18 protein-coding genes are annotated in these 15,604 nt (G+C 71.4%); 7 read left to right on the top strand and 11 right to left on the bottom strand.

The genetic code is table 11. From position 1 onward, the window contains the following. Window positions 1-79: 79 nt before the first annotated feature. Window positions 80-847, bottom strand: a complete 768-nt coding sequence (locus AC1RN5_RS03985; RefSeq protein WP_493039960.1) for an SDR family NAD(P)-dependent oxidoreductase — start codon at window positions 845-847, stop codon at window positions 80-82. A gap of 11 nt (window positions 848-858) precedes the next feature. Further along, entirely contained in the window at window positions 859-1,596 is a 738-nt protein-coding gene (locus tag AC1RN5_RS03990) for an SDR family NAD(P)-dependent oxidoreductase (RefSeq protein WP_493039961.1), read from the bottom strand. A 130-nt stretch (window positions 1,597-1,726) separates the two neighbouring features. On the opposite strand from AC1RN5_RS03990, the gene AC1RN5_RS03995 reads away from it, so the two are divergent. Next, window positions 1,727-1,954 (top strand): hypothetical protein, encoded by a 228-nt coding sequence (locus tag AC1RN5_RS03995; RefSeq protein ID WP_421932472.1) that lies wholly within the window; start codon window positions 1,727-1,729, stop codon window positions 1,952-1,954. Here the strand turns inward: AC1RN5_RS03995 and AC1RN5_RS04000 are convergent. From AC1RN5_RS04000 to AC1RN5_RS04015, 4 genes are all read right to left on the bottom strand, one after another. Beyond that, window positions 1,897-2,802, bottom strand: a complete 906-nt coding sequence (locus tag AC1RN5_RS04000) for a DsbA family protein (RefSeq protein ID WP_493039962.1) — start codon at window positions 2,800-2,802, stop codon at window positions 1,897-1,899. The two genes, AC1RN5_RS03995 and AC1RN5_RS04000, sit on opposite strands and share 58 nt — an antisense overlap. 58 nt (window positions 2,803-2,860) lie before the next feature. Further along, entirely contained in the window at window positions 2,861-5,281 is a 2,421-nt protein-coding gene (locus tag AC1RN5_RS04005) for a beta strand repeat-containing protein (RefSeq protein ID WP_493039963.1), read from the bottom strand. Window positions 5,282-5,436: 155 nt separating this feature from the next. Then, on the bottom strand, window positions 5,437-5,994 hold the full coding sequence (locus AC1RN5_RS04010) for a hypothetical protein (protein ID WP_493039964.1): 558 nt from the start codon (window positions 5,992-5,994) through the stop codon (window positions 5,437-5,439). A gap of 364 nt (window positions 5,995-6,358) precedes the next feature. Next, on the bottom strand, window positions 6,359-7,705 hold the full coding sequence (locus tag AC1RN5_RS04015) for a spinster family MFS transporter (RefSeq protein ID WP_493039965.1): 1,347 nt from the start codon (window positions 7,703-7,705) through the stop codon (window positions 6,359-6,361). 202 nt (window positions 7,706-7,907) lie between these two features. Between AC1RN5_RS04015 and AC1RN5_RS04020 the strand changes: the two genes are divergently transcribed. Genes AC1RN5_RS04020 through AC1RN5_RS04030 form a run of 3 tightly spaced genes read left to right on the top strand, consistent with a single transcriptional unit; the run spans window position 7,908 to window position 9,346 of the window. Then, the gene (locus tag AC1RN5_RS04020; protein WP_493039966.1) at window positions 7,908-8,534 is read left to right on the top strand and encodes a hypothetical protein; all 627 of its coding nucleotides are present in this window, start codon (window positions 7,908-7,910) and stop codon (window positions 8,532-8,534) included. Window positions 8,535-8,537: 3 nt separating this feature from the next. Further along, window positions 8,538-9,062 (top strand): DUF1003 domain-containing protein, encoded by a 525-nt coding sequence (locus AC1RN5_RS04025; protein WP_493039967.1) that lies wholly within the window; start codon window positions 8,538-8,540, stop codon window positions 9,060-9,062. 2 nt (window positions 9,063-9,064) lie between these two features. Further along, window positions 9,065-9,346: a hypothetical protein gene (locus tag AC1RN5_RS04030; protein WP_421932465.1), complete on the top strand. Its 282-nt coding sequence runs from the start codon at window positions 9,065-9,067 to the stop codon at window positions 9,344-9,346. A gap of 48 nt (window positions 9,347-9,394) precedes the next feature. On the opposite strand, the gene AC1RN5_RS04035 is transcribed toward AC1RN5_RS04030, so the two are convergent. Next, on the bottom strand, window positions 9,395-9,643 hold the full coding sequence (locus tag AC1RN5_RS04035) for a GlsB/YeaQ/YmgE family stress response membrane protein (RefSeq protein ID WP_493039968.1): 249 nt from the start codon (window positions 9,641-9,643) through the stop codon (window positions 9,395-9,397). 102 nt (window positions 9,644-9,745) lie between these two features. Between AC1RN5_RS04035 and AC1RN5_RS04040 the strand changes: the two genes are divergently transcribed. Then, the gene (locus AC1RN5_RS04040) at window positions 9,746-10,663 is read left to right on the top strand and encodes a class I SAM-dependent methyltransferase (protein ID WP_493039969.1); all 918 of its coding nucleotides are present in this window, start codon (window positions 9,746-9,748) and stop codon (window positions 10,661-10,663) included. Here the strand turns inward: AC1RN5_RS04040 and AC1RN5_RS04045 are convergent. Beyond that, window positions 10,660-12,033: an aminotransferase-like domain-containing protein gene (locus AC1RN5_RS04045; protein WP_493039970.1), complete on the bottom strand. Its 1,374-nt coding sequence runs from the start codon at window positions 12,031-12,033 to the stop codon at window positions 10,660-10,662. The genes AC1RN5_RS04040 and AC1RN5_RS04045 overlap by 4 nt on opposite strands. A 196-nt stretch (window positions 12,034-12,229) precedes the next feature. On the opposite strand from AC1RN5_RS04045, the gene AC1RN5_RS04050 reads away from it, so the two are divergent. Together AC1RN5_RS04050 and AC1RN5_RS04055 are read left to right on the top strand one after the other, a co-directional pair. After that, window positions 12,230-12,592: a DUF983 domain-containing protein gene (locus AC1RN5_RS04050; protein WP_493039971.1), complete on the top strand. Its 363-nt coding sequence runs from the start codon at window positions 12,230-12,232 to the stop codon at window positions 12,590-12,592. Window positions 12,593-12,659: 67 nt separating this feature from the next. Then, on the top strand, window positions 12,660-13,037 hold the full coding sequence (locus tag AC1RN5_RS04055) for a c-type cytochrome (RefSeq protein WP_493039972.1): 378 nt from the start codon (window positions 12,660-12,662) through the stop codon (window positions 13,035-13,037). Here the strand turns inward: AC1RN5_RS04055 and trxC are convergent. The 3 genes from trxC to AC1RN5_RS04070 form a co-directional block, all read right to left on the bottom strand. Next, a complete protein-coding gene (gene trxC, locus AC1RN5_RS04060; RefSeq protein ID WP_421932459.1) occupies window positions 13,034-13,471 on the bottom strand; it encodes a thioredoxin TrxC in 438 nt (145 codons plus the stop codon). The two genes, AC1RN5_RS04055 and trxC, sit on opposite strands and share 4 nt — an antisense overlap. Window positions 13,472-13,543: 72 nt before the next feature. Further along, on the bottom strand, window positions 13,544-14,887 hold the full coding sequence (locus AC1RN5_RS04065) for an ATP-grasp domain-containing protein (protein WP_493039973.1): 1,344 nt from the start codon (window positions 14,885-14,887) through the stop codon (window positions 13,544-13,546). A gap of 107 nt (window positions 14,888-14,994) precedes the next feature. Continuing rightward, on the bottom strand, window positions 14,995-15,603 hold the full coding sequence (locus AC1RN5_RS04070) for an SOS response-associated peptidase family protein (RefSeq protein WP_493039974.1): 609 nt from the start codon (window positions 15,601-15,603) through the stop codon (window positions 14,995-14,997). Window position 15,604: the final 1 nt, after the last annotated feature.

A 15,604-nucleotide genomic window follows, 5' to 3' on the forward strand; every position in this document is an offset into this window, starting at 1 on the left:
GTGACGAGGCCGCGCCGCCGGCGGCGGCCGCGCCTCGTCGGTGCGATGATTTGGGCGCCGCTCGCGCGGTTTCAAGGGGTCAGGCGTTGCGGGCCATCAGGCCGCCGTCGACCGGGATCACCGCCCCGGTGAGGTAGCTGGCGGCGGGCAGGCAGAGGCTGAGCGTCATGTGGGCGACCTCCTCCGGCGCGCCGTAGCGGCCGAGCGCGGTGCGCCGCCTGGCGTAGGTCTGGCGGGCCTCGTCGGGGATGGCGTCGGTCATGCCGGTGAGGATGGGGCCGGGGCAGATGCAATTGACCGTGATCCCCTCGCGGCCGAGCTCGACGGCCAGCGCCCGGGTCAGGCCGGTGACGCCGGCCTTGGCCGCGGCATAGGCGCTGTCGCGGGCGGTGGCGCCCAGGGCCTCGGTGGAGGCGATGTTGACGATGCGCGGCGCCGCCGACTTGCGAAGGTGGGGCAGGGCGGCGCGGATCACCCGCTGGTGGGCGGTGAGCAGGACGCTGACGGAGCGGTCCCAGACCGCGTCGTAGCCGTCGTCGTCGATGGCCGAGAAGGCGGAGATCCCGGCGTTGTTGACCACGATGTCGAGGCCGCCGAAGCGGGCGGCGAGGTCGCCCACCACCGCCAGGATCTCCACCGGGTCGGCGACGTCCAGGGGCCAGGCGACGGCCGAGCCGCCCTCGGCGACGATGGACTCCGCCACCGTGGCGGCGGCCGCGGCGTCGCGGTCGGTGACAGCGACATGGGCGCCTTCGGCGGCGAAGACCCGGGCGGTGGCGGCCCCCATGCCGCTGCCCGCCCCGGTGACCAGGACGACGGAGCCTTTGACCGAGCGGCTGAGGGACATGGGGATCTCCGTCATGAAAGGGACAGGCCGCCGTCGACGATCAGGGTCTGGCCATGGACATAGGCGGCCAGGGGCGAGGCCAGGAAGAGGGCCGCGCCGGCCATGTCGTCGGGGGTGCCCATGCGGCCGGCGGGGATGGCGCGCAGGGCGCCGGCCAGCCGGTCGGGGTTCTCGGTGGTGACGGCGGTGAGCTTGGTGGCCACCAGGCCCGGCGCCAGGCCATTGACCCGGATGCCGTCGCGGGCCCAGGCCTCCCCCAGGGTCTTGGTGAGGCTGACGGCGCCGGCCTTGGAGGCGGCGTAGGCCGGATTGCCCCGGTTGGACTGGAAGCCCGAGACCGAGCTGACGATGATGATCGAGCCCTTGGCGGCGGCCAGCCGGTCGTGGAAGGCCATGGCGCAGTCCATCAGGCTGTCCAGATTGACCGCCATCACCCGGTCCCAGCCTTCGGGGGCGAACTCCCCGCGCCTGTAGACCACCGTGCCCTGGCAGAGCACCAGGACGTCGAGGCGTTCCGGCCGGCCGGCGGCGGCGGCGATGGCGGCGCGGTCGGCGACGTCGACGCAGGCATAGGTCAGGCCGGTGAGGTCGGATCCCTCGACGCCGTCATAGTCGCTGGCGTTCGCCCGCGTCCCCCAGACGTGGACCTGGGCGCCGCGCCGGCGGAAGGCGTGGGCGACGCCGTTGCCGATGCCGCTGGAGCCGCCCACCACCAGGACGTTCTGGCCGCTGAAGTCGAGGTCGGACATGGGCGATCTCCCTGGGTTCAGCGTCGATCAGGCGCCGTCTGTCGCCGCGTCAGGCAATCGAAATCGCCCTCGGAACAGGGCCGGCCGCAGCCTGTTGAGACATCCGGGACCTGACAATGGAGGATGATCGATGCTCAAGACGTTCGGCTACCTGGTCTCCAGCCTCAGCGTGCTGCTGCTGGGGGTGGTGAGCTGGAAGGGGGTGTCGGGCCACCCGCTGCTGGAGGTCTGCCTGGGGCTGGGCATGGTCACCTCCTGGGGCGGGATGCTCTGCCGCTGGCTGTCCTATCAGCGGGAGGATCAGGCCGGAGCGGACTCCGCCAGGCCGCGGGCGCGGGCCTCGGCGGGGGCGAAATAGACCAGGCCGTCGCCCCAGTCGTAGGCGACGACGTCGGCGGGGGGCTGGGCGCCTTCCCCGCAGAGGAAATCCAGCTCCCTGGCGGTGAGCACCGGCCAGCGGGCGAAGGCCTGGTCCGGGGTCGGGTCGGGTCGCGGGTCGGCGGTGGATCCGGGCAGGGCGGCCTCAAGGCCGGCGACATATTCCTCGTAACCGACCCAGCCCGCCACCGTCTGGTCGCCGCCGGGACCCCGGAAGATGAGGGTGGGCAGGGCGTAGCGGTCATGGCCCTCGGAGTGCTTGAGCTCGCCGTTCATCGGGCTGTCGTGCTTGAGGTTGCGGACATGGTCGTTGGGGGCGCGGGTCTCCTCCCAGTCGGCGCGATAGGCGGCGGCCACGGCCTCGGAGGCCTGGTCGGCCCGCCAGCGGCGGTGGTCGAGGCCCGGGACGCCCTGGGTGGCGGCGTCGAACTCGTCGGGGGTCTGGGGGCCCAGGCCGAAGATGAAGATCTGCTCGCGGAAGCGGCGCAGCACGGCGTGGGCCACGTCCTGGCCCTGCAGCTCGGCGGCCTTGACCGCCCGGCCCAGGGGATCGGTGGACTGCAGCATCAGGTGCATGGGGTTGGGATAGGGCATGCCGGTGAGCGCCCAGACCCGCTTCCAGTAGGCCCGCATGGGAACCGCGGCGCCCACCCGGTCCCAGTCGTCCTTGCCGGCCGCGGCGTTCCCCACCAGGCCGCCCATGACCTTGCGCCAGGTGAGATGGTGGCCGTGACGCCAGTCCAGCCGGCGCAGCAGCGGCTCCGCGCCCCAGGCGGTGGAGCAGACGGCGTCGGTATATTCGATCGCCTCGATACGGTCGGTGGTCATGCCTGGCGCCCTTCCCTAGCCGGCCCTCTTTCGGGGCCATGGCCAAGGTCTAGCACATTCAGGCCGGAGGCAGATTCTGGATTTGGATCGCGGTGAAGGCGTTCACCTGGGCCGGGGTCATGGCCGCGATGTTGGTGGCCGAGAGCTGCCGCACCTGGGTGACGCTGAGGCGCGGGATCTGGGTCGGGGTGAAGGCCGTCACCTGGGTGGTGGTGAGCGCCGCGATCACCGTGGTGGAGAGCGCGCCGACCTGGGCGGCGGGCAGGGCCGCGATCTGGGTGGCGGTGAAGGCGTCGAACTGGACCGGCTCGATGGCGGTCAGCTGGCTGGCGCTGAGGCCGGCGATCTGGGTGGCGCCCAGGGATCGGAACTGGGTGCTGGAAAGCCCGAACAGGTTGGTGGTGGACAGCGCCCCCACCTGGCCGGCGGTGAGCGAGGTGAGCTGGGTCGCCGTCAGCTCGGCGAAGTCCGTCGTGCTGAGGCCGCGCACGTTGTTGACGCTGATCCCCTGCACCTGGGTGGTGGTGAGCCCCGCCACCTGGGTGGAGGTCAGGGCCGAGAGGTTGGTGGCCGACAGGCCGCTCATCTGGGTGGGGGTCAGGGCCGAGACCTGCAGCGAGGTCAGGGACGCCACGGCCTCGGTGGAGAAGGCGTTGATCTGCCCCGCCGACATGGACCGCAGCTGGATGAAGTTGAACTCGCCGATGTCGGTGGCCGAGAGCCCGGAGAGCTGGGTCGCCGTCAGGCCCTGGACCTGGGTGGTGGCGAGGTCGGCGATCTGGGTCTGGGTCAGCGAGCCGAGATTGGTGGCCGACAGGCCGCCGAGCTGGACGCCGCTCAGGCTGTCGACCTGGGTCTCGCTGAGGCGGCCGAAGTCGGTGGCCGACAGGCCGCCGAGCGCCGTGGCGCTGACCCCCTTGAGCTGGGTCGCCGAGAGCCAGCCGAGCTGGGTGTCGGTGAGCGAGGCCAGGCCGGTGGCCGACATGGCGCCGATCTGGACGGCGCTGAGGGCCTCGAACTGGGTGTCGAACAGAGCCGGCAGGGCGGTGGCGGAGAAGGAGCCGAACTGGGCCGGGGTCAGGGCCGCGATCTGGGTGGCGGTGAATTCCTGGATGTCGGCCGCCCCCAGGCTGCGCACCTGGAAGGCGGTCAGACCCTGGAGCTGGGTGGTGCTGAGCTGCTGGATCACCGTGGCGTTCAGGGAGGCGACATTGGTGGCCGACAGGGCGCCGATCTGGGGCGCGGTCAGGCTGACGATCTGGGTGGGGGTGAAGCGGGCGAAGTCGGTCGGGGTGAGGCCGCCGAGCTGGGTGGCGCTGAGCCCCTTCACCAGGGTCGGGGTGAGGGCCGCGAACTGGGTGGCCGACAGCGAGGTCAGGTTGGTGACCGACAGGCCGCCGAGCTGGGCCGGGGTGAAGGCGGCCACCTGGGTGGCGCTGAACTCGGCGAAGTCGGTGGTCGACAGGCTGGCCATCTGGGTGGCGGTGAAGCCGGCCGACTGGGTGGCGTTCAGGCCGCGGATCTCGGTCTGATCCAGGGAGGCCAGGTTGGTGGCCGAGAGCGAGGCCAGCTGGGCGGCGCTGAAGGCGGCGATCTGGCCCGAGGTGAACTTGTCGAAGTCGGGGGCCTCGAGACTCTTGACCTGGGTGGTGGTCAGGCCCGCCACCTGGGTGGTGGTGAGCGCGGCGACCTGGGTGGTGTCCAGGGCGCCGAGCGCGGTGACCGAGAGGCCGGCGACCTGGGTGGCCGACAGGGCCGAGATGGCCCCGCCGCTCAGGGCCGCGAGGTTGGTGGCGGTGACCGCGCCGATCTGGGTGGCCGACAGGGCGCCGATCTGGGTGGCGGTGAACCGGCCGATGGTGGTGGCGTCGATGTCCCGCAGCTGCAGCGGGTTGAGGCCCTTGACCTGGGTGGTGGAGAGCGAGGCGATCTCGGTGGCGTCGAGCTGGGCCAGGTGGGTGGTGGCGAAGACGCCGAGCTGGGTGGGGGTGAAGGCGCCGATCTGGGTCTGGTCGAACTCGTCGATGTCGGCGGCGCTCAGCCCCTTGATCTGGGTGGTGGTGAGCCCCTTGATCTGGGTGGCGTTCAGCGCGCTGACCTGGGTGGCCGACAGGGTCGAGAGGCCGGTCGCCGACAGGCCGGCCAGCTGGGTTCCGGCCAGGGCGGCGATCCGGGTGTCCAGGGCCGCGATCTGGGTGGTGCTGAAGCCGCCCACCTGGGAGGCGCTCATGGCCACCAGCTGGGCGGTGTCGAACACCACCGAGGCGGCGAAGTGCGAGATCTGGGTGGCCTTCAGGCCCTTGACCTGGGTCGCGCTCAGGGCCGCCACCTGGGTCACGCCCAGGGCCTCGATTCCGGTCGCGCTGATGGCGCCCACCTGGGTCGAGGTGAGCTGGGCCATCTTGGTGGCGGACAGCGGCGCGAGCGTGGTCACCGACAGGGCGGAGATCTGCGCGGCCGAGAGGTACGAGATCGGCATGGGTCGATCCTAGCCGATCACGCTTAAGCGATGATCAACCGGCGGGCGAATCTTTGCCGATCAAGGCTATGGGCGGCGCCGCGGCGGCGCAATGCGGCCCTTGCGCGCCGTGGCGGCGGGTCGGGGCCAGGGCCTCCGACCCGCCTGGATCGACCCTAACCGCAGACGCCGAAGCAGGCGATGGCGTAGGACCCGTAGGGCAGGGTGAAGATGCACTGGGTGAACTTCAGCACCTTCTGCCACCACTTCTTCTTGCTCTGAGCCTGGTTCCAGCAGCTGAGCCAGTTGGTCTTGAGGTTGTTCCAGGCGCCCTGGCCGATCTTGCCGATCATGCAGGTGGCGTAGCACCCCCAGAAGCTGCCGCTGCTGCTCTTCTGGGTTCCGGTCGTCGCCGTCCCGCCGCCGCGCAGCATGGCCACCGGGGTGTCGTTCTCGGCGATGGTCGAGGTCTTGCGCGCGCCGTTGGGGCCGATGCTCTCGACGGTGGCGGGGCCGGTGTCGCCGCCGCTGACGCGGAAGATGTGCCGCTCGCCGTTGGGCAGGGCGACGGCGAAGGATTCGCCCTCCTTGCCCGCCGCGAGGCGGGGGAACTTGGCCAGTTCGGCGGGGGTGGGGGCGGCGATCTTGCCTGACCCCATGTCCGGCATCGGGGCGGCGAAGGCGCGCGCGCCGCCAAACAGGCTGAACAGGGACAGGCCGGCCGCCCCGCGCATGACCGCGCGCCGGTCGGCCAGTGAAGCTCGAGTAATCACGTGCGTGTTCCTTTCTGCGCAGGCGATCGCCTGGGCATAGCGAGACTCGCGGCAATATTTTGCCGTAGCCAGTTCTGTAATTGCAGACGAAGCGCCGTGCGCCGAAGGTCGAAACAGGATATCGCGCGCCTTACCGAGGCGCGGATATTCTTCTAGACATGCTCACGAAACCAACGCCTGAAAAGAACGCCGATATACGAAGGCTGTCAAGCAGCTGATTTTACGCACAACCTACGGCGGCGCCCTCAAATACATGGCGCCGACCGCATCGAGGCCCGCGAGCCCGTCGAGGACCGCGGCGGCGACTGGATCGCCACGGCCGGAGTCAGCTCACCAGGTCGCGCACCATGGTCTTGCGGGCCATCCAGAAGATGGCGGCGCCCAGCAGGCCGAACAGGGAGGTGAGGATCAGGGACCAGCGCAGGCCCTCGAATTCGCCGAGCCCGCCCAGGGTGGCCAGGCCGTCGCTGAGCGCGCCGACGAACAGCGGCCCGAGCCCCAGGCCGATGAGGTTGAGCACCAGCAGCAGCAGGGCCGCGGCGGTGGCCCGGGTGTGGGCCGGCACCACGCTCTGGGCGGTGGCGAAAACCGGGCCGTACCAGAGGGAGCCCAGGACGCTGGGGATGATGGTCAGCCACAGCGCGGTCATCGGGGCGTCGACGGTATAGATGAAGTAGTAGGAGGGCAGGGCCAGGACGGCGGCCAGGGCCGGGACCACGGCGTAGCCGCGGACGTCGCGGCGGGCGGCGATGTCGGCGAACCACCCCCCCAGCACGGTGCCGATCATGCCGGCGATCCCGCCGATCAGGCCGAGCGCCAGGCCCAGATAGCCGGCGGACTTCAGGCCGTAGGGGGCGGCGAGCGCGGTGAGCTGGTCGCCGTGCAGGCGCATGAAGAAGGCGGCGTTGAAGGCGCCCTGGCCATAGCCGACGAAGGCCATCAGGCCCGCGCCCACCGCCATCAGCCAGAAGGTGGGCTTGGTGGCCAGCTCGCGCAGGGCGGCGGCGAGGGGCGGGGCGGCCTGGGCCTGGCTGGCGGCGACCCCGGTGATGTACTTGCGCGGCTCCTTCAGGAAGACCCCGGCCACCAGGGCCAGGACCAGGCCCGGCGCTCCGGCCACCAGGAAGGCGGTGCGCCAGCCGTAGGCGTCGGCGATCAGGCCGCCCATCACCAGGCCCAGCAGGGTGCCGATGGGGATGCCCAGGGAATAGGTGGCGAGCGCCGAGGCGCGCTTCTCCTTGGGCGTGTAGTCGGCGATCAGGGAATGGGCGCAGGGGTTGCAGCCGGCCTCGCCGAACCCGACCCCCATGCGGGCCACCAGCATCTGCGGGAAGGTCTGGGCCCGGCCGCTGAGCAGGGTGAACAGGCTCCACAGCGCCATGGAGCCGGCGATGATCCAGGGGCGCGAGAACCGCTCCGCCAGGCGGGCGATGGGGATGCCCAGGGTGGTGTAGAAGATCGCGAAGGCCAGGCCCGTCAGCATGCCGAGCTGCCAGTCGGCCAGGCCCAGATCGCGCTTGATGGGCTCGGCCAGGATCGACACCACCTGGCGGTCGAGGAAGGACAGGATATAGGCGCCCAGCAGGACCGCGAGGGCGAAGGCCCGGTAGCGGGCGTCGAAGGGAGAGCGGGTCTCGGCCTCCAGCACAGCCGGGGCGACGGCGTCGACCATGGTGTTCTCTCCCAGGACGTTTTTTATCGTTGGCGTCAGATTGGCCCAGATGCGGGCGCCGCGCCACGGGGCCGGAAATCACGTCGGCGTCATGGGCCGCCCCCCCGACCGCGCGACTTGACCCTCGCGCCCGCGCGGCCTCGAACTGACGCACCCCTTCGACGCCTCGCGCGTTGAGCCCATGGACTTGAAAAGGACCCCCATGGCCGCTTCCCGACTTCTGCTCGCCGCCGGCGTCGCCGCCCTGGCGCTCGCCGCCTGCAACCAGCAATCCGCCACGCCCGCCGCCCCGCCCGCCCAGTTCCCGGGAACCGTGCCCGCCGCGCCGGCCCCGACGCCCGCCCCGCCGCCGGCGCAGGACCCCAATGCGCCGGTGGAGGCGCCCGCGCCGGGTTCGCCCGCCGGCCTGCCCGACGACCGCACGCCGATCTCCGAGGCGCCCTTCACCCCGCAGAGCGCCCAGGGCGCGGCCAATGTGGTGCAGACCTATTTCGCCCTCATCGAGGAGAAGAAGTACGCCCAGGCCTGGGCCCTGTGGGGCGACGGCGGCAAGGCCAGCGGCATGACCGCCGAGCAGTTCGCCGCCAGCTTCGACAAGTATTCCCAGTACCACGGCAATGTCGGCGCGCCGGGCCCGATGGAGGGGGCGGCGGGGTCGTCCTATGTCGAGGTCCCGGCCATCGCCTTCGGCCGCCTGAAGACCGGCGAACCGTTCAACCTGAAGGGCCCGATCACCCTGAAGCGGGTCAATGACGTGCCGGGCTCCAGCGCCGAGCAGCGCAAGTGGCATATCCAGACCAGCGGGATGAAGCCCGTGCCGCAGCGCTGACCCATGAGTTCGGAGACCCTGACCCGCGACGTCGAGGAGACGGTCGAGGCCATCGCCCAGCTGCACCAGGACCACCACCGGGCGGCCGGCCGCCTGCAGCGGTTCATCGACGGGGTGACCGCCATCCTGGGCCGGCCCGCGGCCATGGTGGTGCTGGTGCTCGCGGTGGCGGGCTGGATCGCGGGCAACCGCCTGGCGCCCGGCTGGCCGGACCCGGACTTCGTCGGCCTGGAGCTGGCGGCGACCCTGGCGGCCCTGCTGATCGCGGTGCTGATCCTGGTGACCCAGCGCCGGGAGGACCGCCTGGCGGAGCGCCGGGAGACGCTGACCCTGGAGCTGGCCCTGCTCAATGAGCAGAAGAGCGCCAAGATCATCGCCCTGCTGGAGGAACTGCGCCGCGACTCTCCGACCCTCGTCGACCGGCGGGACGAAGAGTCCGAGGCCATGGCCCAGCCCGCCGACGCGGCGGCCGTGCTCAATGAGATTGAAGACCGCACGGCGCGGGACGCCGCCTCGAGTAAGGACTGAGCATGCGCAATCCCTGGATGCGGCTGACGATGGACACCTGGGCCCTGGGGGTCGAGGCCTCCTCGGTCATCGGCCTGCGGACGCTGAAGATGGCGGCCGGCGGCGCGGCGGCCCAGGCCGAGGCGGAGCTGATGGTGCGCGAGAAGATCGAGTCGGGCCTGGCCCTGCAGGCCCGGGCCATGACTGGCGGGCTGGGGCTGACGGCCCACGGGGCGGCGGCCAGGACGGTGGCGCACTATCGCCGCAAGGTCCGCGCCAATCGGCGCCGTCTGTCGAAGATCTGAGCGTTGGGCCTCCTCCTGAGCGGAGGAGGCCCGTCACACTCTATTGCTCTAGCGGCCGCGGACGGCGCTGAGCAGGAAGAGCAGCAGCACCGCGCCGAGGGTGGCGATCACCAGGCTGCCGATGACGCCGCCGAAGCTGATGCCCATGGCGCCGGCGATGAAGCTGCCCAGCAGGGCCCCCACCAGGCCGACGATCATGTTGGTGAGCAGGCCGTGCTTGCGGCCCATGAGTTGTTCGGCGATCCAACCGGCCAGAATGCCGATGATGATCGCCCCAAGAATACCTACGCCGTTCATGATGTTAGCCCTCTCTGATTTCCTGACGGGGTGGGAACGCCGGTGCGCGGCCAAGGTTCAGATCGGCTTGCGTCGACGCGCGCCAGGTGAGAGGCGAGGCGCATGAACGACACCCAAGCCCTGGTCATCGGCCTCTGGCGGCGACTCCGCCGGCGGATCTCCGGCGCCGGCCTCAGCCTCGACACCGTGGCCGCCCAGGCGGCCGACCTCACCGCCGTCGAGGCGGACCTGCCGGCCTATCTGTGGGTCTATCGGGAGGTGCTGGGGCCCTGGCTGGCCTCGGCCGCGGCGGCCGGGGACCTGGCCGACCAGCTGGTGCGCTGGCTGCACCGCCACAATCAGTTCCTCTACGCCACGGCCCAGACCCGGGCCGAGCTCGCCCAGGTCTATGCCCAGAGCCTGTCGGACACCGCCGAGCTGCTGGCCGAGGCGCGAAGCCAGGCCGAGATCGCCGCGGGCCTGCCCGAACTGTTCGCCGAACATCATGCGCGGCTGGCCCTGGCCCTGAAGGTGGCTTTCGGATCGCGGCTGCGGGACACGGTGCAGGCGGAATATTCGCCGGGCCTGCAGTTCGCCGTGCTGGGCCTGGACCAGGTCGAGACCCCCGTGCTCGACGTCGGCTGCGGGGCGAGCGGCGCCCTGGTGGCGCACCTGCGCGCCGCCGGGATCGAGGCCGTCGGCATGGACCGCGACGCCCAGGCGCCGGGCACGGCGGCCGGCGACTGGCTGACCCAGGACTACGGGCGCGACATCTGGGGGACGGTGATCTCCCATCTCGGCTTCTCGCTGCACTTCCTGCATCACCACATGGCGGGCCACGACCTGGCCTACGACTACGCGCGAGCCTACCGGCGCATCCTGGCCTCGCTGAAGGTCGGCGGCCGCTTCGCCTACGCCCCGGCCCTGCCCTTCGTGGAGGCGGTGCTGGGGGAGGGCTACAGCGTCGAGCGCCGCAACTTCGACGCCTATGGCGGCAGCCTGCCCATCGAGAGCTCGGCGATCGTGACGCGCCTGGCCTAGACGGCCGCGGAGGTCATCACCGGGGCGCCGTCGAGGATATCGGCGACGGCGGCGAGGGCCTTTTCGATCTGACGCCGGGGCGCGGGACCGCCCAGGCCGATGCGCACGGCCTCCGGGGGATTGGGACCGGTGGCGAAGGCGTCGGAGACCACCACCCCGATGCCGGTGGCGCGCAGTTGCAGGGCGAACTCGCCCCGGGTCCAGCCAGGCGGCAGGGTCAGCCATAGGTGGAAGCCGTCGGGATGGGCGGCGAAGGAGCTCGCCGGCAGCAGGCGGGCGGCGAGGACCTGACGGGCGCGGGCCTCGGCGCGGATGGCGTCGCGGACCTGATGGGCGGTCCCGCCGGTGATCCAGCGCGTGGCGATGGCGGCGGTGAGCGGTGAGGCCATGGCGGCGGTGGCGCGGATGGCGGCGCGGACCTTGGCGCCGGAGCGGCTGTCGGGGGCCGCGAGATAGGCGATGCGCAGGGCCGGGGAGACCGGCTTGGCCAGGCCGGCGATGTGGAAGGTCAGGTCCGGCGCCAGGGCGGCGATGGGCGGGGGTGACGTCTCCGGCAGCAGGCCATAGGCGTCGTCCTCGACGATGGGGACGGCGTGGGCGCGCGCGATATCGACGAGGGCCCGGCGGCGGGCCGGGGACATGGTGGCGGTGGTGGGGTTCTGCAGGGTCGGCGTGCAGACCAGGGCCTTCACGGGATGGTCGCGGCAGGCGGCCTCGAAGGCGTCGGGAAGAATCCCTTCGGCGTCCATGGCCAGGCCGATGACGGTGAGGCGGAGCTGGGCGGCCAGGGCCTTGAGGCCGGGATAGGTCAGGGCCTCGGCGCAGATCGTCTCGCCGGGGGCGCACAGGGTTCCGATCACCGCCAGCAGGGCGCTCTGGGCGCCGGGGCAGACCGTGACCCGCTCGGGGTCCAGGCCGGGCAGACGGTCCTGCAGCCACAGGGCCCCGGCCTGCCGGTCGGCCGCGCCGCCGCCCGCCTCCTGGTAGCGCAGCAGCAGGTCCAGGCCCGTGGTCTGCAGCTCGGCGATCTCGCGCCACATCCGCCCCGTCAGCTCGCGATCCTCGAAGTGGGGCGGCAGGTTCATGCTGAGGTCGACGGGGCCGCCGGCCGAAGCGGCGGCGGCGGGGCCGCGGACGTAGGTGCCCTGGCCGACCCGGCCCTCCACCAGGCCGCGGCGGGCGGCCTCGGCATAGGCGCGGCTGACGGTGGTGAAGTCGACCCCCAGGCCCTGGGCCAGGACCCGCTGCGGCGGCAGGCGCGCGCCGGGCGTGAGACGTCCGGCCGTCAGGTCCGAGGCGATGGCCTCGGCTATGGCCAGATAGAGCGGCCCCGCCGCTGGATCGAGCCGGGGGCGCCAATCATCGCTCATGGTCATCTCCATACACTTGATTATTGTATGGGTCGGAGTTCTGGAGAGCAATCTCTTACTGGCTATGTCTTTTCCGAAATATCCCGTCGGCGTGAGCTCCCGTGTCGTGCGATCAATCGGATATTGAATGTAGATTGCCGGCGCCCTATATCCCCCTTGCGCGCCGATAGGCGTCGGCTTCGAGGGATCAAGCGAGATGAACGCCAAGCGGTCGGCCGGTGAGGGTTTCAAGCGCGGCCTGAAGCGCCGCTGCCCCAACTGCGGCGAGGGCAGCCTGTTCCGGGGCTATCTGGCGGTCCAGTCCACCTGCGAGGCCTGCGGCCACGACAACGCCGCCTACCGCGCCGACGACGGCCCGGCCTATTTCACCATCGTCCTGGTGGGACACCTGGTGGTCGCCCCACTGCTCTGCTTCCCCTTCATCTGGCAGGCGCCCCTGGCCTTCGTCCTGCCCTTCACCCTGTCCCTTGTGACCCTGGCCACCCTGGTCCTGCTGCCGATGGTCAAGGGCGCCTTCATCGGGGTGCAGTGGAGCGCCCGAGCCACCACGACCCAATAGGGTTGAGGTGGATCAAGACTCCAGGGCCGGGTCGAGGATAGTCTGCGGGCTTGGCCTGGAGACCTCGATGTCGCGTAACGCCCTGACCTGTCTTGTGATGGCGGCCACGCTCGGCCTGGCCGGCCACGCCCTGGCCCAGGACGCGGCCACCGACGAGTCCGCCGACCGGGGTCAGGAACTGGTGCTGAAGAACTGCGGCCAGTGCCACGCCACCGGGACCACCGGCGCGAGCCCCAATCCCGCCGCGCCGCTGTTCCGCGACCTGCACAAGCGCTATCCCATCGACAGCCTGGGGGAGGCCCTGGCCGAGGGCATCATGGTGGGGCACCCGCAGATGCCCGAGTTCAAGTTCTCGCCCGACGACGTGAACGCCATCTCCGACTACCTGACCCGCATCCAGACCCGGCAGGGCGCCGAGGGCGACCCGGCGACCTCAAAGAACTAGGCGCTGGCCTTGGCCTGATCGACCCAGCGGCGCAGCAGGCCAAGGTCGGCCACGCCGGCATGGTTGGCGGCGATCTTGCCGCCCTGGAACAGGAACAGGGCCGGGATGCCGCGCACCCCGTACTCCGCCGAGAGCTGGGGATTGGCGTCGACATCGATCTTCACGAACCGGGCCCGGGGCTCCAGTTCCGCCGCCGCCTTGGCGAAGGTGGGGGCCATGGCGTGGCAGGGGCCGCACCAGTCGGCCCAGAAGTCGGCGATCACCGGGATGCTGCTGCCGGCCACGTGCTTCTTGAAACGGGCGCCGGTCAGGTTGGCCGGCTGGCCGTCGAACAGGGGCTGGTGGCACTTGCCGCACTTGCCCGCCTTGGCGTCGCGCTCGGGGGGCAGGCGGTTCACGGCGTCGCAGTGGACGCAGACGATCTGGACGGACATGGCGGCCTCCTCGGTTGAGCCAACGCGCGGGGTCTTAGATAGGCGCCGCGCCGCCTCGCGCCATGCGCCAGGTCAAGTCGGCGCGCAGAGCTGGCCGTCCTCGGCCACCCAGGCCTCCGCCTCCGGAGCCACCACCACGACCGGGGCGAAGCCGCCGCCGGGCGTGCGGAAGTTGGTGGTCTGGCCGCTGTAGAGGCGGGCGGCGGCCAGCAGGGTCTTGCCGGCATAGGTGTAGAGCCGCACGTCCATCTTGCGCACCTGCGGATCGCCCTCGATGCGCACCCGCCGCTCGCTGGGGGCGGCGAAGGCCTGGGCGATATAGCCGCCCGCCGTCACCGTGGCCCAGGCGCCGCGGGTGATCTTGTCGCCGCGATAGACCGCCTTGCCGGCGTGACCGGCGGCCGGCTTGAAGAACAGCGACTTTCGCTCGGCCCACAGTTCGTCGGCGTTGGCCGGGGTCACCAGGCGCGCGCGGGGCAGGCCCGCCAGGGCCGCGATCAGGCCGGGCGCGACGCCCAGGCGGGCGAGTTGCTCGGGATCCGACAGCAGGGTGAGGTTGCGCTTGTCGGCCAGCAGGGCGTGGTTGCGCGGGTTAGGGGTCACCACCACGGCGCCGGCGAGATAGGCCTCCCGCAGGGCCGCGGTCTGGGGGGTCTCCAGCCCGAAGTCGCAGTGGCGGTTATAGACCAGGTCGATGGGCAGGCCGCCGGCGGTGAGGCGTCCGTCGGAGACCCGAAGCTCGGAGGGGTCGACGATCAGGGCCTCGACCCCGCGCCGCTCGAAGAAGGCCTGGGCCAGCAGGAATTCCGGATAGAGGTATTGGCCTTCCGGCGCCTCGTCGACGATGGCGACCAGGGCGGGCTTGCCGGAGCGGCCCTGCAGCCGCCACTCGGCCTCGAACATGGCCCAGACGGCGTCCTCGAAATCGGCCAGGGGGCGCGGCGCGGTCACCGCGGCGACCTGCGGGCAGCAGGCGAGGAGAGCCTGGGCCAGGAGGGCGTTGAGGAAGGCGCCGCCGGCGTTGGTGTTGACCTCGATCAGCTTGGGGCCGTCCGGGGTCAGGTGGAAGTCGTAGCCCATGAAGGCGCCGCGCGGGCCGGTGGCGGCGCGGGCGGCCTGCGGCGCCCAGGCCAGGACCGCGTCCTGGAAGGCCGGAGCCTCCGCCACGGTTTCGATGGCGGCGACCACCGCCTCCATCTCGCTCACCTGCGCCTGGGACAGGAAGGCCGGGCCGGTGGAGAAGAGGTTGGGCCGGTCCTGGGCCAGGGCCTGGCCGGAGATCACCCCGCCGGCCGCCTCGTCCACCGCGCGCCAGACGCTGGCCTCGTCCACATCGATGCAGAAGCAGTCGCGGTTGAGGCGATCCTGCAGGGGGCCCGGCCCCTGCGAACAGCTGGTCTTCGAATCCTCGGTCATGGGTCGGCGGCTCGGGTCTGCGGGGCTGGCGGTCATATGGGGGACGAGATCCGGCGCGGGAAGACGAGCACCCTATCGGATGGACGAATGGCCACGGATGATCTTGGTCAAGCCGGCAGGTCGACGCCGTCCTTGCGCAGCAGGGTGTGGGTCAGGCTGCCGGCGGGCAGGGGGGCCAGGATCTCCGCCTGGGGGCGGGAGAGGGTCAGCCAGTCGAGGCCGGCCCTGGGGGCCAGCGGGACGATCCCCCGGTCGTGATAGGGGGCGATGTCGGGGCCGGGCCGGGTGGTCAGCAGGGAAAAGCAGCCGTCCTTGACGATCCCGGCCATCCAGAACCAGTCATGGCCGGCCAGGCGGAATTCGTGGCGGTCCTTCAGCTTCACCTTGGGCGCCTGCGGGGCCGTGTATTCGTAGAAGGCGTCGGCGAAGACCAGGACGCGGTCGCTGCGGGAGAAGTCGCGGTTCTCCGAGACGAAGTTGAACACCGGCTTGCCGCCGGGACCGGGCCAGGCCCAGGGGGTCATGGCGCCCACCAGCCGGTTCTCCGCCAGCCGGAAGATCGGGGCGGTGTCGCGGATCCGGACGCTGGCCTTGCCCGACAGGTCGTTGGGGGTGTGGTCGTTCTCCCAGGCGAACAGCGGGCTGTCGCCATAGACCTCGGCGAACTCGGCCAGCAGCTCGTCGAGGGACTTCTTGCGGGCGTACTCGTTGCACACG

The sequence above is a fragment of the Phenylobacterium sp. GW821-FHT12F10 genome (assembly GCF_058806695.1).